General features: G+C 54.6%; 21 protein-coding genes and 3 tRNA genes. 18 read left to right on the top strand and 6 right to left on the bottom strand.

What is annotated here, in order from left to right:
- Positions 1–6 precede the first annotated feature (6 nt).
- A complete protein-coding gene (locus MUU51_RS13925; protein ID WP_110510947.1) occupies positions 7–741 on the bottom strand; it encodes a succinate dehydrogenase/fumarate reductase iron-sulfur subunit in 735 nt (244 codons plus the stop codon).
- Positions 734–2,524, bottom strand: a complete 1,791-nt coding sequence (gene frdA / locus MUU51_RS13920) for a fumarate reductase (quinol) flavoprotein subunit (RefSeq protein WP_258967953.1) — start codon at positions 2,522–2,524, stop codon at positions 734–736. Before frdA ends, MUU51_RS13925 begins: the two co-directional genes overlap by 8 nt.
- Positions 2,525–2,836: 312 nt before the next feature.
- Between frdA and epmA the strand changes: the two genes are divergently transcribed.
- Positions 2,837–3,814, top strand: coding sequence for an elongation factor P--(R)-beta-lysine ligase (gene epmA, locus MUU51_RS13915; protein ID WP_159775013.1), 978 nt, complete (start codon positions 2,837–2,839; stop codon positions 3,812–3,814).
- Positions 3,815–4,080: 266 nt separating this feature from the next.
- Positions 4,081–5,580: a glutamate/gamma-aminobutyrate family transporter YjeM gene (gene yjeM, locus MUU51_RS13910; RefSeq protein WP_159775011.1), complete on the top strand. Its 1,500-nt coding sequence runs from the start codon at positions 4,081–4,083 to the stop codon at positions 5,578–5,580.
- 45 nt (positions 5,581–5,625) lie between these two features.
- On the opposite strand, the gene mscM is transcribed toward yjeM, so the two are convergent.
- The 3 genes from mscM to rsgA all read right to left on the bottom strand — a co-directional run bounded on the left by mscM (position 5,626) and on the right by rsgA (position 11,074).
- A complete protein-coding gene (gene mscM, locus MUU51_RS13905) occupies positions 5,626–8,943 on the bottom strand; it encodes a miniconductance mechanosensitive channel MscM (protein WP_258967952.1) in 3,318 nt (1,105 codons plus the stop codon).
- Positions 8,944–8,960: 17 nt separating this feature from the next.
- Positions 8,961–9,929 (bottom strand): archaetidylserine decarboxylase, encoded by a 969-nt coding sequence (asd, locus tag MUU51_RS13900; RefSeq protein ID WP_159775007.1) that lies wholly within the window; start codon positions 9,927–9,929, stop codon positions 8,961–8,963.
- Positions 9,930–10,021: 92 nt separating this feature from the next.
- Complete coding sequence (gene rsgA, locus MUU51_RS13895) at positions 10,022–11,074, bottom strand: small ribosomal subunit biogenesis GTPase RsgA (protein ID WP_258967951.1); 1,053 nt, start codon at positions 11,072–11,074, stop codon at positions 10,022–10,024.
- Positions 11,075–11,180: 106 nt separating this feature from the next.
- On the opposite strand from rsgA, the gene orn reads away from it, so the two are divergent.
- The 4 genes from orn to MUU51_RS13875 all read left to right on the top strand — a co-directional run bounded on the left by orn (position 11,181) and on the right by MUU51_RS13875 (position 12,470).
- Positions 11,181–11,726 (top strand): oligoribonuclease, encoded by a 546-nt coding sequence (gene orn, locus MUU51_RS13890; protein WP_159775002.1) that lies wholly within the window; start codon positions 11,181–11,183, stop codon positions 11,724–11,726.
- Positions 11,727–11,926: 200 nt separating this feature from the next.
- Positions 11,927–12,002 (top strand) — tRNA-Gly (locus MUU51_RS13885).
- Positions 12,003–12,160: 158 nt separating this feature from the next.
- Positions 12,161–12,236 (top strand) — tRNA-Gly (locus tag MUU51_RS13880).
- Positions 12,237–12,394: 158 nt separating this feature from the next.
- Positions 12,395–12,470 (top strand) — tRNA-Gly (locus tag MUU51_RS13875).
- 272 nt (positions 12,471–12,742) lie between these two features.
- On the opposite strand, the gene queG is transcribed toward MUU51_RS13875, so the two are convergent.
- Positions 12,743–13,882, bottom strand: coding sequence for a tRNA epoxyqueuosine(34) reductase QueG (queG, locus tag MUU51_RS13870; RefSeq protein ID WP_258967950.1), 1,140 nt, complete (start codon positions 13,880–13,882; stop codon positions 12,743–12,745).
- Here queG and nnr point away from each other — a divergent pair.
- The 12 genes from nnr to nsrR all read left to right on the top strand — a co-directional run bounded on the left by nnr (position 13,881) and on the right by nsrR (position 26,661).
- Complete coding sequence (gene nnr, locus MUU51_RS13865) at positions 13,881–15,431, top strand: bifunctional ADP-dependent NAD(P)H-hydrate dehydratase/NAD(P)H-hydrate epimerase (protein ID WP_159774998.1); 1,551 nt, start codon at positions 13,881–13,883, stop codon at positions 15,429–15,431. The two genes, queG and nnr, sit on opposite strands and share 2 nt — an antisense overlap.
- On the top strand, positions 15,400–15,861 hold the full coding sequence (gene tsaE, locus MUU51_RS13860) for a tRNA (adenosine(37)-N6)-threonylcarbamoyltransferase complex ATPase subunit type 1 TsaE (protein ID WP_159774996.1): 462 nt from the start codon (positions 15,400–15,402) through the stop codon (positions 15,859–15,861). Before nnr ends, tsaE begins: the two co-directional genes overlap by 32 nt.
- 16 nt (positions 15,862–15,877) lie before the next feature.
- Positions 15,878–17,218 (top strand): N-acetylmuramoyl-L-alanine amidase AmiB, encoded by a 1,341-nt coding sequence (amiB, locus tag MUU51_RS13855; protein ID WP_258967949.1) that lies wholly within the window; start codon positions 15,878–15,880, stop codon positions 17,216–17,218.
- Positions 17,219–17,228: 10 nt separating this feature from the next.
- The gene (gene mutL, locus MUU51_RS13850; RefSeq protein ID WP_258967948.1) at positions 17,229–19,088 is read left to right on the top strand and encodes a DNA mismatch repair endonuclease MutL; all 1,860 of its coding nucleotides are present in this window, start codon (positions 17,229–17,231) and stop codon (positions 19,086–19,088) included.
- Positions 19,081–20,031 (top strand): tRNA (adenosine(37)-N6)-dimethylallyltransferase MiaA, encoded by a 951-nt coding sequence (gene miaA, locus MUU51_RS13845; protein WP_159775067.1) that lies wholly within the window; start codon positions 19,081–19,083, stop codon positions 20,029–20,031. The genes mutL and miaA overlap by 8 nt, the downstream gene beginning before the upstream one ends.
- Before the next feature lie 122 nt (positions 20,032–20,153).
- Entirely contained in the window at positions 20,154–20,465 is a 312-nt protein-coding gene (gene hfq / locus MUU51_RS13840) for an RNA chaperone Hfq (RefSeq protein ID WP_159774990.1), read from the top strand.
- A 74-nt stretch (positions 20,466–20,539) separates the two neighbouring features.
- On the top strand, positions 20,540–21,820 hold the full coding sequence (hflX, locus tag MUU51_RS13835) for a ribosome rescue GTPase HflX (RefSeq protein WP_110510932.1): 1,281 nt from the start codon (positions 20,540–20,542) through the stop codon (positions 21,818–21,820).
- Between the two features lie 204 nt (positions 21,821–22,024).
- The gene (gene hflK, locus MUU51_RS13830) at positions 22,025–23,302 is read left to right on the top strand and encodes an FtsH protease activity modulator HflK (protein ID WP_159774988.1); all 1,278 of its coding nucleotides are present in this window, start codon (positions 22,025–22,027) and stop codon (positions 23,300–23,302) included.
- A gap of 2 nt (positions 23,303–23,304) precedes the next feature.
- Positions 23,305–24,309: a protease modulator HflC gene (gene hflC, locus MUU51_RS13825; RefSeq protein WP_159774986.1), complete on the top strand. Its 1,005-nt coding sequence runs from the start codon at positions 23,305–23,307 to the stop codon at positions 24,307–24,309.
- A gap of 68 nt (positions 24,310–24,377) precedes the next feature.
- The gene (locus tag MUU51_RS13820) at positions 24,378–24,575 is read left to right on the top strand and encodes a DUF2065 domain-containing protein (RefSeq protein WP_110510929.1); all 198 of its coding nucleotides are present in this window, start codon (positions 24,378–24,380) and stop codon (positions 24,573–24,575) included.
- A 102-nt stretch (positions 24,576–24,677) separates the two neighbouring features.
- Positions 24,678–25,976, top strand: a complete 1,299-nt coding sequence (locus tag MUU51_RS13815; RefSeq protein WP_159774984.1) for an adenylosuccinate synthase — start codon at positions 24,678–24,680, stop codon at positions 25,974–25,976.
- A 259-nt stretch (positions 25,977–26,235) separates the two neighbouring features.
- Positions 26,236–26,661 (top strand): nitric oxide-sensing transcriptional repressor NsrR, encoded by a 426-nt coding sequence (gene nsrR / locus MUU51_RS13810; protein ID WP_159774982.1) that lies wholly within the window; start codon positions 26,236–26,238, stop codon positions 26,659–26,661.
- Positions 26,662–26,813 lie beyond the last annotated feature (152 nt).

Below are 26,813 nucleotides of genomic sequence, written 5' to 3'. Positions count from 1 at the left end.
CACTCCTTAGCGTGGTTTCAGGGTGGCGATAAGAAAGTCTTTCGAGCTTTCCACTTTGCCCTGCTGAATGGCGGCGGCCGGGTCGACGTGCTTCGGACACACTTCCGAGCAGTAGCCGACAAAGGTGCAGCTCCAGACGCCATTTTTGCCGTTCAGTTGCGCCATGCGCTCCTTTTTCCCGTGGTCGCGGCTGTCTTCGTTATAACGATGCGCCAGCGTAATGGCCGCCGGACCAATAAACTCTTTGTTGAGACCAAACTGCGGGCAGGCGGCGTAGCACAGACCGCAGTTGATGCAGCCGGAGAACTGATGGTATTTCGCCATTTGCGCCGGGGTTTGGGTGTTTGGCCCCTGATCCGGCGTACGCGGATTGCCGATGATGTACGGCTTAATGGCTTCCAGACTTTCGATAAAGTGGGTCATATCGACCACCAAGTCGCGTTCAATCGGGAAGTTGGCCAGCGCTTCGACTTTCAGGCCCTTTTCGTATTCGCGCAGGAAAGTCTTACAGGCGAGTTTCGGCACCTTGTTAACCATCATGCCGCAGGAACCGCAGATAGCCATACGGCAGGACCAGCGATAGCTGAGGTCTGGCGCAAGGTTATCTTTGATATAGCCCAGCGCGTCCAGCAACGACGTTTGCTCGTCGTAAGGCACTTCATAGAACGCACTGTGCGGGGCCGTGTCTGATTCCGGGTTGTAGCGCACGATCTCGATTTTCAAATTCTTCATCTCAGCCATTTGCCGTCTCCTTCTTATCGGCAGCTTCCGCTTCTCCGCCGTAAACGCGTTTCGCAGGCGGCAGCGTGGTAATCTTCACGTCGCTGTACTCGAGGCGCGTAGTGCCATCGGCATCGCGGAAAGCAAGGGTATGCTTGAGGAAGTTAACGTCATCACGCTCGGTGCAGCCTTCGTCCAGACGCTGATGCGCCCCACGGGACTCTTTACGCGCCAGGGCGGAGTGCGCCATACATTCGGCAACGTTCAGGCCGTGGCCCAACTCGATGGTGTACAGTAAATCGGTGTTGAACACGCTCGAGGTGTCGGTGATACGCACGCGTTTGAAGCGTTCCTGCAGCTCAGCCAGCTTATCGATGGTTTTCTGCATCAGCTCTGGCGTACGGTAGATACCGCAACCTTCTTCCATCGACAGGCCCATTTCGTCGCGGATCTTCGACCAGTTATCATTACCTTCCTGATTAACCAGCGCTTTCAGGCGTTTTTCGACATCTACCACCTGTGCATCCAGCGCCGCGCTGTTGGCTTCACCTGCCGTCGAAGCACGTTCCATCGCGCGTTCACCGGCCATACGGCCAAAGACAACCAGTTCTGCTAATGAGTTAGAACCCAGACGGTTTGCACCGTGCAGGCCGACGGAAGAACATTCACCCACGGCAAAAAGGCCCTTGATGCGGCTTTCGCACTGCTGATCGGTTTCAATTCCGCCCATGGTGTAATGCGCGGTTGGACGCACCGGAATCGGTTCTTTCACCGGGTCGACGCCGACATAGGCTTTGGCCAGTTCGCAGATAAACGGCAGGCGTTCCAGCAGTTTTTTCTCGCCGAGATGGCGCAGGTCGAGGTAAACCACGTCCCCACGTGGCGTGGAGATGGTGTTGCCTTTGCGCCATTCGTGCCAGAAAGCCTGTGACACTTTGTCGCGTGGGCCCAGTTCCATGTATTTATTTTTCGGCTCGCCGAGCGGCGTTTCTGGTCCCATGCCGTAATCCTGCAGGTAACGGTAGCCGTCTTTGTTGACCAGAATACCGCCTTCGCCGCGACAGCCTTCCGTCATCAGAATGCCGGACCCTGGCAGGCCGGTTGGGTGATACTGGACGAACTCCATATCACGCAGCGGCACGCCGTGGCTCAGCGCCATGCCCATACCGTCACCGGTGACAATACCGCCGTTGGTGTTGTAGCGATAAACGCGACCCGCACCACCCGTCGCCATGACAACCGCGTTGGCGCGAATCTGGATCAGTTCGCCTTCCATCATGTTCATTGCCACGAGGCCACGCGCCTGACCGTCATCGACCAGAATATCCAGTACGAAGTGTTCGTCAAAACGTTGAATTTGAGGGAATTGCAGGGAAGTCTGGAAGAGGGTGTGCAGCATATGGAAGCCGGTTTTATCTGCGGCAAACCAGGTACGCTCAATTTTCATTCCGCCGAAGCGACGCACGTTAACGGAACCATCTTCACGGCGGCTCCACGGACATCCCCATTGCTCAAGCTGGGTCATCTCGGTCGGGCAATGGTGAACAAAGTAGTCCACGACATCCTGCTCACAGAGCCAATCGCCACCGGAAACGGTATCGTTGAAATGGTACTCAAAGCTGTCATGATCCTGAGCGACCGCCGCAGAACCGCCTTCAGCGGCAACGGTATGGCTACGCATAGGATAGACTTTTGAAATCAGTGCGATTTTTGCGTTGGGATTGGCTTGTGCTGCGGCAATTGCAGCCCGTAATCCCGCCCCGCCAGCGCCTATAACGGCCAGATCGGCATGAAAGGTTTGCACGACATTCCTCCAGAATTGTTGTTATTTCGCAACACACCTAACCAAAGGTAGTTCACTCCGTCGGCACGGCAATTGCGAACGTGATTCCACTGCTCCTTTATGGGTAGCTCAGTATATCCATATGGTTGCGAGGGAAATTTGACGCGTTCGATTTTTTTGTTGTTCTGTTCAGCCATTTATCATCGAAATTGATGAATTACCTCACGGAAACGTATTTACGCCGTAAACGGACGTTTTCGCCGGGCAAAATTTGTCTCGTGCAGCGCTTGCGAGTAGACTTCGGGCCTTTGTTTGTCTTCGGAGAGTTTTACCATGAGCGAAACGGCCACCTGGCAGCCGAGCGCCTCCATCCCCAATCTGTTGAAACGCGCGGCCATTATGGCGGAAATCCGCCGCTTCTTTACCGACCGCGGTGTGCTGGAGGTGGAAACGCCGTGCATGAGTCAGGCGACGGTGACGGATATTCATCTGGTCCCGTTTGAGACGCGTTTCGTCGGCCCTGGCCATTCTCAGGGTATCAATCTTTACATGATGACCAGCCCGGAATATCACATGAAGCGCCTGCTGGCGGCGGGATGTGGCCCGGTGTTCCAGCTGTGCCGAAGCTTTCGTAATGAAGAGATGGGGCGTCATCACAACCCAGAATTCACCATGCTCGAGTGGTATCGTCCGCATTACGACATGTACCGCCTGATCAACGAAGTGGACGATTTATTGCAGCAGGTACTGGAATGTCAGCCGGCTGAGAGCCTCTCCTATCAGCAGGCGTTTCAGCGTCATCTGGAAATTGACCCGCTGTCGGCGGATAAGGCGCAACTGCGTGAAGTGGCGGCGAAACTCGATCTCAGCAACATTGCCGACACGGAAGAAGACCGCGATACGCTGTTACAGCTGCTGTTCGCCATGGGCGTTGAGCCGCATATTGGAAAAGACCGTCCAACTTTCGTCTATCATTTCCCGGCAAGCCAGGCGTCACTGGCGCAGATCAGCACCGAAGATCACCGCGTGGCGGAACGTTTCGAGGTGTATTACAAAGGTATTGAGCTGGCGAATGGTTTCCACGAACTGACCGACGCGCGTGAACAGCAGCAACGTTTTGAACAGGACAACCGTAAACGTGCTGCCCGCGGCCTGCCGCAGCAGCCGATTGACGTTAATCTGCTGGACGCGCTCAATGCAGGACTGCCGGACAGCTCCGGTGTCGCACTGGGTGTCGATCGCCTGGTGATGCTGGCCCTGGGTGCCCAAAACATTGGCGACGTGATCGCTTTTACGGTAGATCGCGCCTGATGTGACTGATACTCGCCGTCGGGTTTCTCCGGCGGCGAAAGCCTGAAATCTCCCCTCACTCTCTTTTCGAGTTTACATCTGTAACATCCTTGTTACTTAGATGATAATTTCACTTTCGCTCTAAAAGTCACATTTTTTATCTGGTTTTGCCTTATTATCCTGACATCATGTCCGTTTATCTCACCTTACCGCGCCGCCATTTCTGTTCGGCTCGACGGGCATCACTTTGAAAGTATTCTCGTTTTCGCCAGGATTCAGGAGGGTTAATGACCCAAAATATAAAAAGGATGAGTCTGACAGGTCTCATTCTCATGATTTTCACGTCGGTGTTTGGCTTCGCTAACAGTCCGTCGGCGTTTTATTTGATGGGCTACAGCGCCACGCCGTTTTACCTGCTTTCAGCGCTGTTCTTCTTCATCCCTTTCGCGCTAATGATGGCGGAAATGGGATCCGCATTTCGTAAAGAAGAGGGCGGGATTTACTCCTGGATGAACAATAGCGTCGGACCACGCTATGCGTTTATCGGCACTTTCATGTGGTTTTCTTCCTACGTGGTGTGGATGGTCAGCACCGCGGCGAAGATTTGGGTACCGCTGTCGACTTTTCTGTTCGGAGCCGATAAAACCCAGACCTGGTCATTCATCGGCCTGAGTTCAACTCAGATGGTCGGGATCCTGGCCGTTCTGTGGATGGTGGCGGTGACGTTCGTGGCCGCAAAAGGTATCAATAAAATTGCCAAAATCACCGCCGTGGGTGGGATTGCGGTGATGTGCCTGAACCTGGTTTTGCTGGCAGTGAGTATTGCCATCTTCGCGCTGAACGGCGGGCATTTTGCTGAGCCGGTTGCGTTTACCGCCTCGCCTAACCCAGGTTATCAGACCGGTTTGTCGATGCTCTCGTTTGTGGTATTTGCCATTTTTGCCTACGGCGGGATTGAAGCCGTCGGCGGCCTGGTCGATAAAACCGAGAACCCGGAGAAGAACTTCGCCAAAGGCATCATCATCGCGGCTATCGTGATTTCCATCGGCTATTCGCTGGCAATCTTCCTGTGGGGCGTAAGCACTAACTGGCAGGCGGTGCTGAGTAACAGTTCTACCAACCTCGGTAACATTACCTATGTGTTGATGACCAGTCTCGGGGCAAACTTTGGCCATGCGCTGAATTTGTCGCAGGAAGGGGCTATCACGATGGGCGTATGGTTTGCCCGCATCACCGGCTTGTCGATGTTCCTGGCCTACACCGGCGCCTTTTTCACGCTGATTTACTCTCCGCTGAAGGCGATTATCCAGGGGACGCCGAAGGCGCTGTGGCCAGCCAAAATGACTCGCCTGAATGCAGTCGGTATGCCCGGGAATGCCATGTGGATGCAGTGTCTGCTGGTATGCTTGTTCATTCTGCTGGTGTCGTTCGGCGGGGATACCGCGTCGGCGTTTTATAACAAACTGACGCTGATGGCGAACGTCTCGATGACGCTGCCGTACCTGTTCTTGTCCATCGCTTTCCCGTTCTTCAAAGCGAAAGCCGGTCTGGATCGCCCGTTCGTTATCTTTAAATCGCGCCTGTCGACTCTGCTGGCTACCACCGTCGTTGTGCTGATTGTGGCCTTCGCCAATATCTTTACGGTGATTCAGCCGGTGATTGAAGCAGGGGATTACAGCAGTGCGCTGTGGATGATTGGTGGGCCGATATTCTTCTCACTGCTGGCGTCCGCCATTTATGAGAACTACCGCCGTCGCATGACGACGCTTGTCGTAGAGCCGGCATAACGGCAAGCCCGGCAGCCAACCTGCGCTGCCGGGCTTATCTTCAGATTACAAACTCCCCGCCGGGCGATTGCGCCCCGTAGACGTCAACGTCCTGCCCGTTTTCCGGCCGTCCATGGTTTCCAGACGCATCTGGAACGGTGGGAACGGCATATCAATTCCGTGTTCGCGGAAACCGGCCAGAATCAGCTGGTGAATCTCATGGCGCAGCGGCATACGGTGACCCATTTCGGCGGCGTAGATACGCAGCTCGAAAATCTGAATACCCTGCTGCAAATCAACCAGGAACACTTCCGGAGCCGGGTTATCAATCACCAGCGAGCAGCGCTCTGCGGCGGTCATCAGGATTTGCGTCACTTCTTCGCTGTTAGCATCCGACGGTGCCGGAACGGTCAGCACCACGCGGGTGACAGAGTCCGACAGCGACCAGTTGATGAACTGCTCGGTGATAAACGCCTTATTTGGCACGATTATCTCTTTGCGGTCCCAGTCGCTTATGGTGGTCGCACGGGTATTGATTTTCGTTACGCTGCCGGTTAAATCACGGATCGTGACGGTATCGCCGATTCGAATCGGTTTTTCGAACAGGATAATCAGGCCAGAAATAAAGTTGGCGAATATCTCCTGCAAACCAAAGCCGAGCCCGACACCCAGGGCAGCAACCAGCCATTGTAGTTTCGCCCACTCGATACCGATCATTGAGAAGCCGACCAGCCCGCCAATCAGCATCAGCAAATATTTAGTGATAGTGGTGATGGCATAACCGGTGCCCGGCGTCAGGCTGAGGTGCTGGAGCACCGCCAGTTCGAGCAGGGCAGGGAGATTGCGCACCAGCTGAGTGGTGATGATAAACACCAGAATCGCAATCAGCACTGCGCCAAGGGTAATCGGCTCTAGGCTTTCCACGCCCTGCGCCGTAGACGTCACATCCCACAGCGAGATGTTCTCGAGGAAGCCAAACGCCGAATGAATTTCGGACCACAGCACAATCACCGACACCAGCGCGATAAGCATCAGGATGGAGCGCACCAGTCGCAGCGACTGAGCGCTGAGGGTGTCGAGATCCACTTCGCTGATATCCACTTCCGGCGAGCCTTCCAGGCTGGTGTTGTTATGGGCCTCGTCTTCGCCACGGGCGCGCTGCGCCAGCATTTCTGCCCGGCGATGCTTCGCGCGGTCGAAGGCGATACGACGACGCTGAATCAGCATCCAGCGGCGGATCACGTGATAAATCACCAGCAGCAAGAACCAGATGGCCACCGAGGTTTCAAGGCGTGCCAGCAGGGCTTCGGCCGTCGCCAGGTAACCCACTAACGCCGCAAAAATCGCAATCAGCGGCGCGCCTATCAGCAGGCTCCACAGCATGCGGTTAACCATGTTCTCACCGCTGCCCTCTTTGTCGAGGAACAGCGGAATGCCTGCCCGCTTGAGGCTAAGCGTCACAATCCCCAGCGCCCCGCAGATTAGGACGAAGCACAGTCTGCCGAGGGAAGAGGAGAATTCGCGGTCGTGCAGGTTATCGAACATGAACAGCGCCATGATCAGCGGCACGATAAGCCCGATGCTCATCAGGTAGTAACGCATCGCACGTGCGACACGGTTATGCGGCCAGCCAAAGTGCGCCACGAACAGGCCATTCGGGCGGGCAAAAGCGGCGCAAATCATCACCACCCATAGCAGCGGCACGGTAGCAGTGACGCCGTTGCCAATCGCCACGGCCAGTGGGTATGGCCACGCTTCCTGCAATCCGAAGCCGAGCGTCATCCACAATACCGGCAGCGGTGAGGCCACCAGAATCGACCAGAACACCGTGCGCAGCGTGAGCCAGAAGTGGTCCTGCGTCACTTTGCCGACGCGGTTGCTGGAACGCTCCAGGAAGCGCGTGAAGTGCTTACGCGAGCTGATGCTGAACCCAACCAGAATCAGCGCGGCAAACAGCGGGATCAGCGTCTCTTTGCTGGTCAGCATCATGATCGAGGCTTTACCGAGCTGGCTGAAGGTATCGAGCGAAATCAGACGGCGCAGATCCTGCACGATTTCCAGCGGCCAGGCGAAGGTTATCGGGCTGACGTCGGAGGTCCAGAACAGGTAGCGGTGGGTGGCTTCGTTGATCTCCTTCAGTGCATCTTCCAGCTGTCCGTTGGCGACTTTCAGCTTGGTGAGTTCGAGGATCAGCGTATCACCGCCCTGCAGCAGCGAATTGAGCAACTCGCGCTGGGTGCGCAGCTGGGCTTCCAGAATCCGTGATTCATTGTTGGCCAGCGGTTCGCCGTCGGTCTGGCGGCTTTCCCGCAGCTGCGTTTGCTTGCTGAGCAAGTCTTCGTAGCGCAGGCGATGGACGCGCAGCTGCGCCATTTCGGTATCGAGCTGCTGCGGCTTAGGCATCTCCGGCAGACGGGCAACCTGGGCGCGCAGGGCTTCGCCTAACAGGTTGGATGAGCCTAGCCACTGAGACTGTTCGCGCAGGGTGTTCAGGGCCTGACGGACCTGCAGCGTCTGATTGGTTGCCTGACGCTGTTGAGAAGCGACCAAATCCATACGCTGCGCTTGTTGGTTGAGCGCCTGCGACAGTTCGCGGTTAATGGCGAACTGCTGGACGATACTCGGCGGCAGGTTAGCGCTGTTCTCGGCTAATAATTCGGTGCTTTCCAGCGCTTTTTCAGCTTCCCGCTGACGCTGGCTATTGAGCTGGTTACGCAGTGCCTGGAGATAGGCATCCAGTTGCTCGCTCTGTTTCTGCGCCAGCTCCGAGCGCATCCGCGCCAGTTCCTGGCGGTTGTTTGCCGAAAGCTGTGCCAGCTCCAGTTCATCAACCAGGGCTTTTAGCTTGGCGGATTCCGCCTGCAAGCTGAGGTTTTGTGCCAGCGCGGTTTTACCCGTGGCGGTGCCGACCCGGCGTTCGACGTCATTCAGCTGGCGGCGCGCGTCGGTTTGCTGTTGCGGCAGCTGGCTGAGTGAATCGGCGATTTCCCGGGCGCGTTCCTGCTCCTGCTGGGCCTGACGGCTTTTTTCCAGCAGCTGGCTACTGACCTGCAGGATTTCCTGATTCAACGCATCGGTAGTGAGGTTTTCAGGGGCTGGACGAGGCTCGTCGCGCAGGTTAGTGAGCTGAGTGCGTAGCGATTGGGAAAGTTTGGGGAAGTTATCAATAACTTGTTGATATTGCTGAACGCGCTCGAGCGAACCTTTACGCTCTTCGAGCGCGTTCAGCGCGGACTGGAGCGCCTCGACGGCTTCAGGCTGAGCGGGCTTTGCCGCTTTCGCCTGTTCCAGTTCCTGAGTGATTTGTTTGGCGTCGGGGGCGCTTGCTGCGTACGCCCCCATGCTGAGGCACCAGGCCATCAGAAAAGTGATAATCAGGCGCACGTCAGCGATCCTTGTGGTTAGCCCTGGTCGTTTTTATCATCAACCGGCGGAATGATTTCATCCGCGGTCACAACGTCTTCTGCTACAGGAGTGACAACGTCTGTTTCCTGGGCGGCAAAGATTTCAGTAGACACCGCCAGCGGCAGACCAATCCTGGTTGCAGAGAGGCTGGCGAGTTGTTCTGCCAGCTGAACTTTACCCGGCGCAAACAGGTTGATAACCGTTGAACCCAGCTTGAAGCGACCCATTTCCTGGCCTTTCAGCAGAGCAACAGAACCTTCGCTTTCACCGGCAGGCCAGGTCCAGCGCTTGATGACGCCTTCGCGCGGCGGGGTAATGGTGCCAGCCCAAACGGTTTCAATGCTACCGACGATAGTCGCACCGACCAGAATCTGTGCCATCGGGCCAAATTCGGTATCAAACAGGCAGATGACGCGTTCGTTACGTGCGAACAGGTTTGGCACATTCTGCGCGGTCAAATGGTTAACGGAGAACAGATCGCCCGGCACGTAAATCATTTCGCGCAGGATACCGTTGCACGGCATGTGCACGCGGTGATAGTCGCGCGGCGAAAGATAGGTAGTGGCAAAAGAACCGTTACGGAACAGGTCCGCCATCTGGTAGTTGCCTGCCAGTAGTGCTTCAAGGCTGTAGTTATGGCCTTTCGCCTGTAGGATTTTGTCGTCTTCGATTTTGCCAAGCTGGCTAATCACGCCATCGGCTGGCATGACCAGCACGCTTGGATCGGTGTCAATTGGACGCACTTCGTCACGCAGCGGGCGAACGAAGAAGTCGTTGAAGGTGCGATAGCTGGCGGTATCCGGCTTTTGCGCCTCTTTCATGTCGACTTTGTAGCATTTCACGAACAGGTCAATGACCAGCTTCGTCAGCCAGCCTGCTCGTTTGCTTGCGCCCCAGCCTGCGAGGCGGGTGAGCCACAGTTTAGGCAGAATGTATTGAAGCGAAAGTTTAAATGAGTTTAGCAAGGTAGCCTCCAGGCCAATGGTTATGCCATTTCAGGCTCAATTGTGAGCCTGTTAAAAAAAGGGGCTGATTCTATCGGCGTTCAGCTTAAATGTCAGTTGCCACTTTCAGAAAAGGTTTTACGCGATTTTACCTCTGACATACTTTCGAGGATGCGATGATAATTTTCAAAGCGCGTTTCGGCGATGTCACCTTTTTCAACAGCTTCACGAATTGCGCAGCCCGGATCGTTGTCGTGCTTGCAGTCGCGGTATTTACAGGCGCCTAAATACTCGTGGAATTCGACAAAGCCGTTGAAGATTTGTTCTGCTTCCAGATGCCAAAGGCCAAACTCACGCACGCCTGGCGAGTCAATCACATCTCCACCGTGAGGGAAATGATACAAACGCGAGGCGGTGGTGGTGTGCTGGCCGAGGCCTGAGTTGTCAGAGACATCATTGGTGAGGATCTCTGTTTGCAGGCCAAGCAGGTTGTTCAGCAGGCTGGATTTACCCACGCCAGACTGGCCCGCAAAGATGCTGATACGCCCGGTCAACGCCTCTTCTAGCGGCTTCAGGCCATCTTTCTTGTGACTGGAAACCATCAATACGGTGTAGCCAATTTTGCGATAGATATCCATCTGCTCATTAACAAACGCCAGGCCTTCGTTATCAAGAAGATCGATTTTGTTCAGAACGAGAAGCGGCTCAACGTCGAGCGTTTCGCAGGCAACAAGATAACGGTCGATAATGTTCAGTGAGAGTTCAGGCAGAATGGCTGACACGATAACTATCTGATCGATATTCGCGGCAATCGGTTTTACGCCGTCGTAAAAGTCCGGACGCGTCAGAACCGATGTGCGCTCGTGAACGGCTTCCACGATGCCTTTGACGTTAACGCCTTCTGCGGCAGATTTTCCTGGGCGCCAGACGACGCGGTCACCCGTGACCAGCGAACGAATGGTGCGGCGAATGTTACAACGGTGGGTCGTGCCTTCGGTGGATTCCACATCGGCATGCATGCCGAAGCGGCTGATAACGATGCCTTCAGCTTTTTCGCCAAACAGGTTGTCATCGAGATCGGGCTTCTCCGAAGTCGTTTTAAGACGGCGCTCGTGGTTGGCTTTAACCCGGCGCTGCTGACCTTTGGAGAGTTTATTTTTACTCAATCGTGCTGACTCCTGGTCGCCCCTGAGGGGCAAAACCTCTATGATACACGCTATTTTAGATGAATATAGTCACTGTCGTTGTGACGCGAGAAGGGTGGAAAATAGCATGAGTGCAAATGAAAACAACCTCATTTGGATCGATCTTGAGATGACGGGTCTGGATCCCGAGCGCGATCGCATTATTGAAATCGCAACCCTGGTGACCGATGCAAATCTGAATATTTTGGCAGAAGGGCCGACCATTGCGGTGCATCAGTCCGATGAACAGCTGGCGTTAATGGACGACTGGAACGTTCGCACGCACACCGGCAGCGGTCTGGTTGAGCGTGTGAAAGCAAGCTCCGAAGACGATCGCGCGGCAGAACTGGCGACGATTGAATTCCTCAAACAGTGGGTGCCAGAAGGAAAATCACCTATCTGCGGCAACAGCATCGGCCAGGATCGCCGTTTCCTGGTTAAGTATATGCCGGAACTGGAAGCGTATTTCCATTACCGCGCTCTGGACGTCAGTACGCTGAAGGAGCTGGCGCGTCGCTGGAAGCCAGAAATACTCGATGGCTTCAAAAAGCAGGGTACGCATCAGGCGATGGATGACATCCGCGAGTCGGTCGCTGAACTGGCCTATTACCGCGAGAATTTCATTAAGCTGTAAACGTTTTGCCCGGCGCTGAAGGCTCGCCGGGCCTGATTTCTGGGTGATTTGGTGTAAAAACAGTCGATGTGGCGAATATTCCATCACTTGAACTGAATTTCAAAAAAATCGCTTACAGGGGGGTTGCAGCTCATTCGATTTCTCGTATAATGCGCCTCCCGTAACGACAGGAATTTCCGTGTTACGGCAGCACCAAATTTGCGGGAATAGCTCAGTTGGTAGAGCACGACCTTGCCAAGGTCGGGGTCGCGAGTTCGAGTCTCGTTTCCCGCTCCAAAATTTGAAAGTATCGCAAGATATACGCACCACCCAATCGCAGGATTTCAGGTTGCGACAAGGCGGCAAGTGAACGAATCCTTATGAGCTTACTCAAGTAAGTGATTAAGGTGAGTGAAAGCAGCCAACGCAGTAGCAGCGTGAAAGACAAAGATTAAGCGGGAATAGCTCAGTTGGTAGAGCACGACCTTGCCAAGGTCGGGGTCGCGAGTTCGAGTCTCGTTTCCCGCTCCAAAATTTGAAAGTATCGCAAGATACACGCACCACCCAATCGCAGGATTTCAGGTTGCGACAAGGCGGCAAGTGAACGAATCCTTATGAGCTTACTCAAGTAAGTGATTAAGGTGAGTGAAAGCAGCCAACGCAGTAGCAGCGTGAAAGACAAAGATTAAGCGGGAATAGCTCAGTTGGTAGAGCACGACCTTGCCAAGGTCGGGGTCGCGAGTTCGAGTCTCGTTTCCCGCTCCAAATTTTCTTCAATCAAACCCTCTTATCCACAGCGTTTAATGACGTTGGGGACGATTTTTATTTTCTCTGAAATATTCTTGTAAACAGACTTATCCACAGCCATGCGATTTTGTCTGGAAATTCAAAATGCTTCGAAGTGTGAATAGTAAACTTTCAATTTGTTGATATATAACAATAAAAATAGATTTCAAATTGTTATCACGATCACTTGACGAATTTTGCACCCTTGAATTTCAATGTGTTTTTATTTTTATTCACACCCTGTGAATGAATCAGGCATCCCTCGGCAGACCCTTTTCAATCACTCTCACCAGACGTTGTTTTTGCGGTAACTGAACTTCAACCACGCAGGCATTTCGCTTGTCTATTTGCTGCGTAACCGCCCACTGTATGTGTTCATCGAGAAGTGGGTGCTCACCTCTGCGACTCTCCAGCGCTTCAATATTGTGTTCATCCCACGGAGCATTTCCCAGGGCGACAGCAATATTACGCAGCCAGCGAAAATGACCGATTCGCCGAATAGGCGACCCTTCGGTGACCTTCAGGAAATGGGCTTCGCTCCAGCTAAACAGCGTAATAAGCTCTGGCGCATGCAGCGCTTTACGCGGGCTGAAATCCTCTTCGTCGGTGAGTTGCGAGTAACGATTCCACGGACAAATTAGCTGGCAGTCATCGCAACCGTAGATGCGATTGCCCATCAGTGGGCGAAACTCTACCGGGATGGCGCCTTCCAGTTCGATAGTCAGATAGGAAATGCAGCGGCGGGCGTCGACGGTGTAAGGCTCAACGATGGCGCCAGTAGGGCAGATGGTCATGCAGGCTACGCAGCGGCCACAATTTTCTTCCACTGGTTTATCAATGGGTAAGGCCAGATCGATAAGCAGCTCGCCGAGGAAAAAGAACGAACCCGCATCGCGGCTGAGAATAAGTGAGTGCTTACCTGTCCAGCCGAGCCCGGCTTTTTCAGCGATTGGACGCTCCAGAATAGGCGCGGAATCAACAAAAGGTCTAAAATTCAGCGAGGCACACTGTTCCTGAATTTTTTCGCCGAGCTTTTTAAGGCGGTTACGTAACAGCTTATGATAATCACGCCCAAGGGCATAACGGCTGACGTAGCCAAGTGACGGGTTTTTCAGGGTGCTGGCAAACGCCGCGTTGGCGGGCAGATAGTTCATCCGCACGCTTATCACGCGCAGCGTACCGGGCAGAAGTTCATGAGGGCGGGCACGCATCATGCCGTGGCGTGCCATCCACTCCATTTCGCCATGGTATTGTTTGTCCAGCCATGCCTGCAGTTTGGGTTCACTGGCGCTGAGATCGGTATCGGTAATACCGACGTGCTGAAAGCCCAGCTCGGTGCCCCACTGTTTAATATCTTGCGCTAATTGGTTGAGATCGAGGGGCTGTGACATGACGGACCATACAATGACGAGTAACCCCGAAAGTATACCACACACCATCTGGTCTGCGGATGACCTGCGTCGCGCTGAAAAAGAGGCCGCCGATGCGCTCGGTCTGACGCTCTACGAATTGATGCAACGCGCAGGCGAGGCCGCTTTCAACGTTGCGCGCCGCTATCATTCTGCGACAACACATTGGCTTATCCTCTGCGGTCACGGCAATAACGGTGGCGATGGCTACGTCGTGGCGCGACTCGCGCAGGCGGCGGGCATTCAGGTGACGTTGTTGGCGCAAGAGAGTGATAAACCGCTTCCTGAAGAAGCCACTGAAGCCCGGACCGCGTGGCTCAACGCCGGTGGCGTGATTCACGCCCACGATATCGCCTGGCCTGACGGCGTCGATTTAATTGTTGATGCCCTGTTGGGGACCGGGTTAACCAGCGCCCCGCGTGCGCCCATTGCCGCGCTGATAGTGCACGCCAACGCCCATCCTGCACCTGTTATTTCGCTCGATATCCCTTCTGGCCTGCTTGCCCAAACGGGGACGACGCCGGGAGAGGTTATCCGCGCCGCCCGCACCGTCACGTTTATCGCCCTGAAACCGGGATTGTTAACCGGCAAAGCCCGGGATGTGACGGGGGCGTTGCATCATCATGCGCTGGGTCTTGAAGTATGGCTGAATGCGCAAACCACTCAGTTTCAACGCGTGGATGCCAGCCAGCTGGCGCAGTGGTTACTGCCGCGCCGTCCGACGTCGCACAAAGGCTCTCATGGCAAGCTGGTGATTATTGGCGGCGATCATGGCACGGCGGGTGCCATTCGCATGGCTGGCGAGGCGGCGCTGCGTACCGGGGCCGGGCTGGTGCGGGTGCTGACTCGCGTCGAAAATATCGCGCCGATTGTGACTGCGCGCCCGGAATTGATGGTGCATGAACTCACTGCTCAAAGTCTGGATGATGGCCTGGAATGGGCTGACGTGGTGGTGATTGGCCCCGGCCTTGGGCAACAGTCGTGGGGCAAACAAGCGTTACGCAAAGTGGAGAACGTTCGCAAGCCAATGCTCTGGGACGCCGATGCGCTGAACCTTCTGGCAATCAACCCCGATAAACGTCACAATCGCGTACTGACGCCGCACCCCGGCGAGGCCGCCCGATTGCTGAATTGCAGCGTGGCAGAAATTGAAAGCGATCGCTTACTTTCTGCACAACGTCTGGTAAAAAGGTACGGCGGGGTCGCCGTGCTGAAAGGCGCAGGCACGATCGTTGCTGATAATGAACACGGTATTGCGATTGTCGATGCCGGAAATGCAGGCATGGCCAGCGGTGGGATGGGTGATGTGCTATCGGGTATTATCGGCGCGTTGCTAGGCCAGCATCTCTCACCGTATGATGCTGCCTGCGCAGGCTGTGTCGCGCATGGCGCAGCGGCTGACGTACTGGCCGCGCAGTCTGGAACCCGCGGCATGCTTGCCACCGATCTTTTTTCCACGCTCAGGCGTGTTGTTAACCCGGATGTGATTGACGTAAACCATGATAAATCGAGTGATTCCCTTACCCAATGAGCAGGCAACATTAGATCTCGGCAACCGCATTGCCGGGGCCTGCACAGGCGCAACCGTCATTTATCTCTACGGCGATTTGGGCGCCGGGAAAACCACTTTCAGCCGTGGATTTTTGCAGGCGCTGGGCCACAAAGGCAACGTCAAAAGCCCGACTTACACGCTGGTTGAGCCGTATACCCTCGAAAATTTGATGGTCTATCACTTTGATTTATATCGCCTTGCGGATCCTGAGGAGCTTGAATTCATGGGGATCCGCGATTACTTCGCTGACAATGCCATTTGCCTGGTGGAATGGCCGCAACAGGGCGCGGGTGTGTTGCCTGAACCGGATGTCGAAATTCACCTGGAGTACCAGGCACAAGGGCGAGAGGCGCGCGTGACGGCAGTCTCCTCACTGGGTGAGTCTTTACTGGCACAATTGGCCAGTTAACCTGAGGGATGACGGGATGATGCATCGCGTTAAAAATTGGTGGGTTGTCGGCATGATGCTGTTTAGTTTGCAGGCAACGGCGGCAAGTTTATCCGATATTCAGGTATCCAATGGCGATAAACAAGCCCGTATTACGTTCAGTTTTATGGGCGATCCTGATTACTCCTTCTCGCAGGAAGGAAAACGCAGTGTCGCGCTCGATATCAAACAAACCGGTGTTATCCAGGGTTTACCGCTCAATTTCAGCGGTAACAATCTGGTCAAAAGCATTCGTTCCGGCACGCCGAAGGACGCACAGTCCCTACGCCTGGTGGTTGATTTAACCGGCGATGGCAAGACACGCGCGGTGAAACAACAAAGCGGCGGAAATTACACCGTCGTCTTCACCATTAACGCAGATGCACCGCCACCTCCGCCGCCGCCTCCGGTCGTCGTGAAACGTGTGGAAGCGCCAGTCGTTACAGCCGCTCCACGTCAGATCGAGCCGGCACGAAACCCGTTTAAACCGCAAAACGACAGAATGACCAGCGTGACCAGCAGCAACACGGCAACGCGTCCCGCACGGTCCCGCACAACCAGTGTCAGCGGTGATAAAGTGATCATCGCCATCGACGCCGGTCATGGTGGTCAGGATCCTGGTGCCATCGGGCCGGGCGGAACCAAAGAGAAAAACGTCACCATTTCGATTGCCCGTAAACTACGTACCTTGCTGAACGACGACCCGATGTTTAAAGGCGTGTTGACCCGCGATGGTGATTACTTCATTTCGGTAATGGGCCGTTCGGATGTGGCGCGTAAGCAGAATGCCAACTTCCTTGTCTCTATTCATGCGGACGCCGCGCCAAACCGCGACGCCACGGGGGCGTCGGTGTGGGTGCTGTCCAACCGTCGTGCGAACAGCGAAATGGCGGGCTGGCTTGAGCAGCATGAGAAACAGTCTGAACTGCTCGGTGGGGCTGGGGATGTGCTGGCTAACAGCCAGTCTGACCCGTATCTGAGCCAGGCGGTGCTGGATTTACAATTCGGCCATTCCCAGCGCGTCGGGTATGATGTGGCGGTTGATGTCCTGGGCCAGCTCCAGCGCGTCGGAAACATTCATAAGCGCCGTCCTGAGCACGCCAGCCTTGGCGTTTTACGCTCGCCGGACATCCCGTCTATCCTCGTCGAAACCGGTTTTATCAGTAACGGTGGCGAGGAGCGTTTGCTGGGTAGCAACGATTATCAGCAGCAGATCGCCGAGGCGATTTATAACGGGCTGCGCAACTATTTTAACGCGCATCCGCTGCAGAGTGGGCCGCGCGGCGAAGCCTCGCAAACGGCCAGCGCTTCTGGGCCTGGCGGGACGTTAATTAATTAAGGAGCGCTTCATGCCGATTCAGGTTCTGCCACCGCAGCTTGCGAACCAGATTGCCGCTGGCGAAGTGGTGGAACGACCTGCGTCGGTGGTGAAAGAGCTGGTAGAAAACAGTCTGGATGCGGGCGCGACCCGTATCGATATCGACATCGAACGCGGCGGGGCGAAGCTCATCCGCATTCGTGATAACGGCTGTGGCATTAAAAAAGATGAACTGGCGCTGGCGTTAGCGCGTCACGCGACCAGCAAGATTGCCTCGCTCGATGATCTGGAAGCCATTATCAGTCTCGGTTTCCGTGGCGAAGCGCTGGCGAGTATCAGCTCAGTTTCGCGTCTGACGCTGACCTCTCGCATTGCCGAGCAGCCGGAAGCCTGGCAGGCCTACGCTGAAGGGCGCGACATGGACGTGACGGTGAAACCGGCCGCGCATCCTGTGGGCACCACGCTTGAAGTGCTGGACCTGTTCTATAATACCCCGGCGCGCCGCAAATTCATGCGCACAGAAAAAACGGAGTTTAGCCATATCGACGAAGTGATTCGTCGAATCGCGCTGGCCCGTTTTGACGTCACTATCAATCTCAACCACAACGGCAAAATGGTGCGTCAGTATCGCGCCGTAGCCCAGGACGGGCAGAAAGAACGCCGTCTGGCCGCTATCTGCGGCACGCCGTTTGTGGAGCAGGCACTGGCTATCGAGTGGCAGCATGGCGATTTAGCGCTGCGCGGCTGGGTGGCAGACCCACAGCACACCAACGCCCAGCTCGTGGAAATCCAGTATTGCTACGTTAACGGCCGCATGATGCGCGACCGCTTGATCAACCACGCCATCCGTCAGGCCTGTGAAGACAAGCTGGGCGCGGGCGAGCAGCCAGCGTTCGTGCTTTATCTGACTATCGATCCGCATCAGGTAGATGTGAACGTGCATCCGGCCAAACATGAAGTGCGTTTCCATCAGTCGCGGCTGGTGCATGATTTTATCTATCAGGGCGTGGTGAGCGTGCTGCAACAGCAGATGGACGCGCCGCTGCCGCTGGCAGACGAAGATGAACAACCCGCGCCGCGTGTACTGCCGGAAAACCGTGTCGCAGCGGGGCGCAATCACTTCGCGGAACCGGTAGCCGCCCGGGAACCTGCGGCTCCACGCTACAGCGCCTCTTCTTCTGGCGGTAATGCGCGGGCAGAAGGCGGTGCAACATGGCCAAATGCGCAGCCGGGCTATCAGAAACAGCAGGGCGCGCTGTATAAGCAGCTGCTGGATACGCCTGTTGCTGAACGCAAACCCGTTTCCGCGCCCATGACTGAAAGCCTGGCGGGCCATAGCAGCAGCTTTGGCCGGGTGCTGACTATCGTGGCGGGTGACCGGGCGCTGCTGGAACGTGATGGAAAACTGAGCTTACTGGCATTGCCGGTGGCCGAGCGCTGGTTACGTCAGGCGCAGCTTTCGCCGGACAGTACCGCAGTTTGCGCACAGCCGCTGCTTATTCCTCTGCGGTTAAAAATTTCCGCAGACGAACAGGCGGCGCTGAAAAAGTCCCTGACGGTACTAGGGCAATTAGGCATTGATATTCAATCAGAAAGCCAGCATGTGACCGTGCGTGCGGTGCCTTTACCCTTAAGACAACAAAATTTACAAATCTTGATTCCTGAACTGATAGGCTACCTCGCGCAGCAATCAATCTTCGATGCGGGAACGCTGGCACAGTGGCTGGCGCGTAACCTCGCAAGCGAACATGCGCAATGGAATATGGCGCAGGCAATTGCCGTGCTGACAGATGTCGAACGTCTCTGTCCGCAGCTGGTAAAAGCTCCGCCGGGTGGCCTGTTACAACCCGTTGATCTGATTACGGCGATGAATGCCCTTAAAAATGAGTGATGTAACCGAGGCAAGCCTGCCAAAGGCCATATTTTTGATGGGGCCAACGGCCTCCGGTAAAACCGCGTTAGCCATTGAGCTGCGTAAAGTTTTACCCGTAGAGTTGATTAGCGTGGATTCCGCCCTCATCTATCGAGAGATGGATATCGGAACCGCGAAACCGGATGCGACGGAGCTTGCCGCTGCACCGCACCGGTTGCTGGATATTCTCGACCCGGCCCAGGCGTATTCTGCCGCGGATTTTCGCCGCGATGCGCTGGCCGAGATGGCGGAGATCACCGCAGCAGGAAAAATCCCGCTGTTAGTGGGCGGTACGATGTTGTATTTCAAGGCGTTGTTGGAAGGGTTGTCGCCGTTACCGTCGGCAGATCCGGACGTCAGAGCCAGAATTGAGCAGCAGGCAGCAGAGCAGGGATGGAATGCGCTGCATCAGCAACTTCAGGAGATTGATCCGGTTGCTGGCGCGCGTATTCATCCAAATGATCCGCAAAGACTTTCCCGGGCACTGGAAGTTTTTTTCATTTCGGGTAAAACTTTAACGGAACTGACGCAAACGTCAGGAGAAGCTCTGCCGTACACGGTGCATCAGTTCGCCATCGCCCCGGCGAGCCGTGAACTGCTCCATCAACGCATCGAGCAGCGTTTTCATCAGATGTTGGCTTCAGGTTTTGAAGCAGAAGTTCGGGCGCTTTTTGCCCGTGGAGATTTGCATACGGACATGCCTTCCGTTCGTTGTGTGGGATACCGCCAGATGTGGTCATATCTTGAAGGCGAAATTTCATATGATGAAATGGTTTATAGAGGTATTTGCGCCACGAGACAGTTGGCTAAGCGCCAGGTAACCTGGTTGCGCGGTTGGGAAGGCGTTCATTGGTTAGACAGTGAACAACCTGAACAGGCGTTCAACGATGTGTTAAAGGTTGTTGGTGCGGGTCTTGGCTGAACGTGTAAAATTAAGACGTATCGTGCGCAATTTTCAGGATCGCAAGGTTCTAAGTACAAGCCCGAAGTTTGTGGGTAACTCCCTGAAAACCGTGGGTAAAACAAGCATATAAGGAAAAGAGAATGGCTAAGGGGCAATCTTTACAAGATCCGTTTCTGAACGCACTGCGTCGGGAACGTGTTCCAGTTTCTATTTATTTGGTGAATGGTATTAAGCTGCAAGGTCAAATTGAGTCTTTCGATCAGTTCGTGATCCTGTTGAAAAACACGGTCAGCCAGATGGTCTATAAGCACGCAATTTCTACGGTGGTTCCGTCTCGTCCGGTCTCTCATCATAGCAACAACGCCGCGGGCGGCAGCACTGGTAGTAACTACCATCACGGTAGCAACGCGCAGCCAACTTCTGCGCCGCAAGACAGCGACGAAACCGAATAAGGTTGGTGGCTGTTTTTCCATGTCGGGGAGCCAGCTTGTTCGGTTCCCCGCTGGTCTTTTAGGAGATATTACGCTTGTTTGACCGTTATGACGCCGGTGAGCAGGCGGTGCTGGTACACATCTATTTTTCGCAAGACAAAGATATGGAAGACCTTCAGGAGTTCGAAGCCCTGGTCTCTTCCGCCGGTGTCGAAGCAATGCAGGTGATTACCGGTAGCCGTAAAGCGCCGCACCCAAAGTATTATGTTGGTGAAGGTAAAGCTGTCGAAATTGCGGAAGCCGTGAAAGCAACGGGGGCATCCGTTGTCTTATTCGACCATGCATTAAGTCCGGCCCAGGAGCGAAACCTGGAGCGTTTGTGCGAGTGCAGGGTTATCGATCGTACCGGTCTTATTCTCGATATTTTTGCTCAGCGTGCACGTACCCATGAAGGGAAACTGCAGGTTGAGCTGGCGCAGCTGCGCCATCTGGCGACGCGTCTGGTGCGTGGCTGGACCCACCTTGAAAGACAGAAAGGCGGGATTGGTTTGCGCGGCCCGGGTGAAACCCAGCTCGAAACTGACCGTCGTTTGCTGCGTAATCGTATTATGCAAATCCTCTCCCGTCTGGAGAGAGTAGAAAAGCAGCGTGAACAAGGACGCCGTTCGCGTACCAAAGCCGATGTTCCAACCGTGTCGCTGGTGGGCTACACCAACGCCGGAAAATCGACGTTATTTAATCAGATAACTCAAGCGCAGGTATATGCCGCGGACCAGCTGTTCGCGACGCTCGACCCCACTCTGCGCCGGATTAACGTCGCTGATGTCGGTGAAACCGTACTGGCGGACACCGTTGGGTTTATTCGCCATTTGCCACACGATTTAGTGGCCGCGTTTAAAGCAACATTGCAGGAGACGCGTCAGGCGACGCTGTTACTGCATGTGATCGACGCCGCGGATGTGCGTGTGCAGGAAAACATTGATGCAGTGAATGTTGTACTCGAGGAAATCGAGGCCGACGAGATCCCAATGCTGCTGGTGATGAACAAGATAGATATGCTGGAAGATTTTGAGCCGCGTATCGACCGGGATGAAGAAAATAAACCGATTCGGGTCTGGCTCTCAGCGCAGACCGGGGTGGGTGTACCACTGCTTTTCCAGGCTTTAACTGAACGACTTTCCGGTGAAGTGGCACAGCACACGCTGCGTTTACCTCCACAGGAAGGGCGTTTACGAAGCCGTTTTTATCAGCTTCAGGCGATAGAAAAAGAGTGGATGGAGGAGGACGGTAGCGTCGGTCTGGAAGTTCGACTGCCGATCGTGGACTGGCGTCGCCTATGTAAGCAAGAACCTGCGCTGGTGGACTACGTAGTCTGACAGCCAGCTAGCCTGAAGATTATTCGCCTTTATACCCGGCAATATGGGTATATACACAAAATAATTCGAGTTGTATTGAGGCGGCAAGTGAATGAATCCCGATGATCTTAGTCAACTAAGCGATTCGGGTGAGTGAACACAGCCAACAAAGATGCGGCTCGAAGTATGACGGGTATCACCGCATAACAAATATGGAGCATATACATGGCGTGGAATCAGCCCGGTAATAACGGACAAGACCGCGACCCGTGGGGAAGCAGCAATAATCAAGGCGGCAACTCTGGGGGAAATGGAAACAAAGGTGGTCGCGATCAGGGGCCCCCTGATCTGGATGATATCTTCCGCAAGCTGAGTAAAAAGCTCGGTGGTTTAGGCGGCGGTAAAGGTGGTTCAGGCGGCGGCAGTAATAATTCTTCTCAAGGGCCGCGCGCGCCAATGGGTGGACGCATCGTGGGCATCGCTGCCGCGGCTGTGGTCATCATCTGGGCGGCGAGCGGTTTCTACACCATTAAAGAAGCAGAACGCGGCGTTGTGACGCGCTTCGGTAAGTTCAGTCATCTGGTTGAGCCAGGTCTGAACTGGAAGCCGACATTTGTCGATGAAGTCACTCCGGTCAACGTGGAAGCCGTTCGTGAACTCGCGGCTTCCGGTGTGATGCTGACCTCGGATGAAAACGTGGTGCGCGTTGAAATGAACGTACAGTACCGCATCACCGATCCACAGAAATATCTGTACAGCGTCACCAGCCCGGATGACAGCCTGCGTCAGGCAACCGACAGCGCCCTGCGTGGGGTTATCGGTAAATACACCATGGACCGTATTCTGACGGAAGGTCGTACCGTTATTCGTAGCGATACCCAGCGTGAGCTGGAAGAGACCATCAAGCCGTACAACATGGGTATCACCCTTCTGGACGTCAACTTCCAGGCCGCACGTCCGCCGGAAGAAGTGAAAGCCGCATTTGATGATGCGATTTCTGCCCGTGAGAACGAGCAGCAGTACATCCGTGAAGCCGAAGCGTACACCAACGAAGTTCAGCCACGTGCGAACGGTCAGGCGCAGCGTATTCTCGAAGAAGCGCGTGCGTATAAAACGCAGACTGTCCTGGAAGCACAGGGTGAAGTGGCTCGCTTCTCAAAACTGCTCCCTGAGTATAAAGCTGCACCGGAAATTACCCGTGAACGTCTGTATATCGAAACCATGGAAAAAGTGCTGAGCCATACCCGTAAAGTGCTGGTCAATGATAAAGGGGGCAACCTGATGGTTCTGCCGCTTGACCAGATGCTGAAAGGTGGCAGTGCCGCACCTGCAAAAAAGAATGACAGCAGTGGCGCCAACAGCCTGTTGCGCCTGCCACCTGCCTCCAGTTCGAGCAGCAGCGCCAGCAGCAATAGCAATGCACCGGCATCAAGCGATGACAATATCATGGACCAACGCCGTGCGAATGCGCAGCGTAACGACTACCAGCGTCAGGGGGAATAACGATGCGTAAATCAGTAATTGCGTTAATTATCATCGTGCTGGTAGGCCTCTACACGTCAGTATTTGTGGTGAAAGAGGGTGAGCGCGGTATCACGCTGCGATTTGGTAAAGTCGTTCGTGACGATGAAAATAAACCGCTGGTGTACGCGCCAGGTCTGCACTTTAAAGTGCCGTTTATTGAATCCGTTAAAACGCTGGATGCGCGCATTCAGACCATGGACAACCAGGCCGATCGCTTCGTCACCAAAGAGAAGAAAGACCTGATCGTTGATTCCTACATCAAATGGCGTATCAGCGATTTCAGCCGTTACTATCTGGCGACTGGCGGCGGTGACGTCTCCCAGGCAGAGGTGCTGCTGAAACGTAAGTTCTCTGACCGTCTGCGTTCTGAAATTGGTCGTCTGGATGTGAAAGACATCGTGACCGATTCCCGTGGTCGTCTGACCATCGAAGTGCGTGACGCGCTGAACTCCGGTTCTTCCGGCGGTGATGACGAAGTGGCCACGCCTGCAGCAGACAGCGCTATCGCTGAAGCAGCAGAACGTGTAGTTGCGGAAACCAACGGCAAAGTGCCGGTGATCAACCCGAACAGCATGGCGGCATTAGGGATTGAAGTGGTTGATGTTCGCATCAAGCAAATCAACCTGCCGGCGGAGGTGTCGGAAGCGATTTACAACCGTATGCGCGCTGAGCGTGAAGCGGTTGCCCGTCGCCACCGTTCACAAGGTCAGGAAGAAGCAGAAAAACTGCGTGCAGCAGCCGATTATGAAGTGACGAAAACGCTGGCAGAATCTGAGCGTCAGGGGCGCATCACCCGCGGTGAAGGCGATGCAGAAGCAGCGAAACTGTTTGCTGATGCCTTCAGTCAGGATCCGGATTTCTACGCCTTTATCCGTAGCCTGCGTGCGTATGAGGCGAGCTTCAATTCTGGACAAGACGTGATGGTGCTCAGTCCGGAAAGCGATTTCTTCCGTTACATGAAGACGCCGAGCAGCGCAACGCGTTAAACTCTCGGGCAGTCGATTTAGTAAAAAACCACCGCATTGACGGTGGTTTTCTTTTATCAGGATGAATCATGAACTCAACGATTTGGCTGGCGCTTGCGCTGGTGTTAGTCCTTGAAGGCCTCGGCCCGATGCTCTATCCACAGGCCTGGCGGAAAATGGTCGCGGCTTTATCGCAACTTCCGGATCATATTTTACGTCGTTTTGGTGGGGGTCTTGTGGTTGCAGGCGTCGTCATCTACTACATGTTGACGAAAGCGATGGCCTGACAAGGTCTTAGTCGCTCTTGTCAGATTTTGCCTGGAAAAAGTGCTGTATCTCTGAAAAAGCGATGGTAGAATCCTTTTTTAAGCAAACGGTGATTTTGAAAAATGGGTAACAACGTCGTCGTACTGGGCACCCAATGGGGTGACGAAGGTAAAGGGAAGATCGTTGATCTTCTGACTGAACGGGCTAAATATGTTGTACGCTACCAGGGCGGTCACAACGCAGGCCATACTCTCGTAATCAACGGTGAAAAAACCGTCCTCCATCTTATTCCATCAGGCATTCTTCGCGACAATGTGACCAGCATCATCGGTAACGGTGTTGTGCTGTCTCCTGCTGCGCTGATGAAAGAGATGAAAGAACTGGAAGACCGTGGTATCCCGGTTCGCGAACGTCTGCTGCTCTCTGAAGCATGCCCGTTGATCCTTGATTATCATGTTGCGCTGGACGTTGCTCGTGAAAAAGCGCGCGGTGCGAAAGCTATCGGTACTACCGGTCGTGGTATCGGCCCTGCGTATGAAGATAAAGTGGCCCGTCGTGGCCTGCGCGTTGGCGACCTGTTCGACAAAGCGACCTTCGCCGATAAACTGAAAGAAGTAATGGAATATCACAACTTCCAGCTGGTGAACTACTACAAAGCTGAAGCCGTTGATTTCCAGAAAGTGCTGGATGATGTCATGGCTGTGGCCGACATCCTGACCGCGATGGTTGTTGACGTTTCTGATCTGCTGGATCAGGCGCGCAAGCGTGGTGATTTCGTGATGTTCGAAGGTGCCCAGGGCACCTTGCTGGACATCGACCACGGTACCTATCCGTACGTGACTTCCTCCAACACCACCGCAGGTGGCGTGGCGACAGGTTCCGGTCTGGGTCCGCGTTACGTTGATTACGTGCTGGGCATCATCAAAGCTTACTCTACCCGTGTAGGTGCAGGTCCGTTCCCAACCGAGCTGTTCGACGAAACCGGCGAGTTCCTCTGCAAGCAGGGTAACGAGTTTGGTGCGACCACCGGTCGCCGTCGTCGTTGTGGCTGGCTGGATGCGGTTGCCGTACGCCGTGCCGTACAGATCAACTCCCTTTCTGGCTTCTGCCTGACCAAACTGGACGTTCTGGATGGTCTGAAAGAAGTGAAAATCTGTATTGGCTACCGTATGCCGGATGGCCGCGAAGTGACGACCACTCCGCTGGCAGCCGACGACTGGGAAGGTATCGAGCCGATTTATGAGTCCATGCCGGGCTGGTCTGAGACCACCTTTGGCGTGAAAGAGCGCAGCGGCTTACCGCAGGCAGCGCTGGACTACATCAAACGTATCGAAGAACTGACCGACGTTCCTGTTGATATCATTTCAACCGGTCCGGACCGTAATGAAACCATGATCCTGCGCGACCCGTTCGACGCATAATCATGTCAGGGGCGCTTTCAAGGCGCCCCTTGTTCTTGCTTTCCACCTTCTCCCGCTTAAATAAATTAACCGCTGCATGGCTGGCTGGTTTATCATCAATGTAAATACGCGTCATCATTCAAGCTGCCTCTTTGTTGGCTGCCTTCGTTCACCCCGGTCACTTACTTGTGTAAGCTCCCTGGGCTCACTCAGTTGCCGCCGCGATGCAACCTGAATGATTTAGCGTATTTCTGTCTTTATTCCCTGCGTTGAGGTTGATGTGCAGTTAACGAGTTTCACCGATTACGGATTGCGTGCGCTAATCTATATGGCATCGCTGCCGGACGGTCGAATGACCAATATCTCTGAGGTAACAGAGGTCTATGGTGTGTCCCGTAATCATATGGTTAAAATTATCAACCAGCTAAGCCGTGCAGGCTTCGTCGACGCCGTACGCGGAAAAAACGGTGGCATTCGTCTGGGGAAACCGGCACGCACGATTATTATTGGTGACGTGGTTCGCGAACTCGAACCCTTGTCGCTGGTGAACTGCAGCAGCGACTTTTGCCACATTACGCCCGCCTGTCGTTTGAAACAGGCACTGTCTGAGGCCGTAAACAGTTTTCTCAAGGAACTGGATAACTACACCCTGGCCGATTTGGTTGAAGAGAATCAACCGCTTTATAAATTATTGCTGGTGGAGTGATCTATACCCTAAATAATTCGCGTCGCAGGAAGGCGGCAAGTCCGGGAATCCCTCAGGAGCTCACTCAGGTAAGTGACTGGGGTGAGCGGACGTAGCCAACGCACATGCAACGCGAAGTATGACGGGTATATTACTTCACCGGAGCTGACAAC

It is taken from the genome of Scandinavium manionii, assembly GCF_024764775.1.
Classification (GTDB): domain Bacteria; phylum Pseudomonadota; class Gammaproteobacteria; order Enterobacterales; family Enterobacteriaceae; genus Scandinavium; species Scandinavium manionii.
This window is presented reverse-complemented; position numbering and strand designations above follow the sequence as displayed.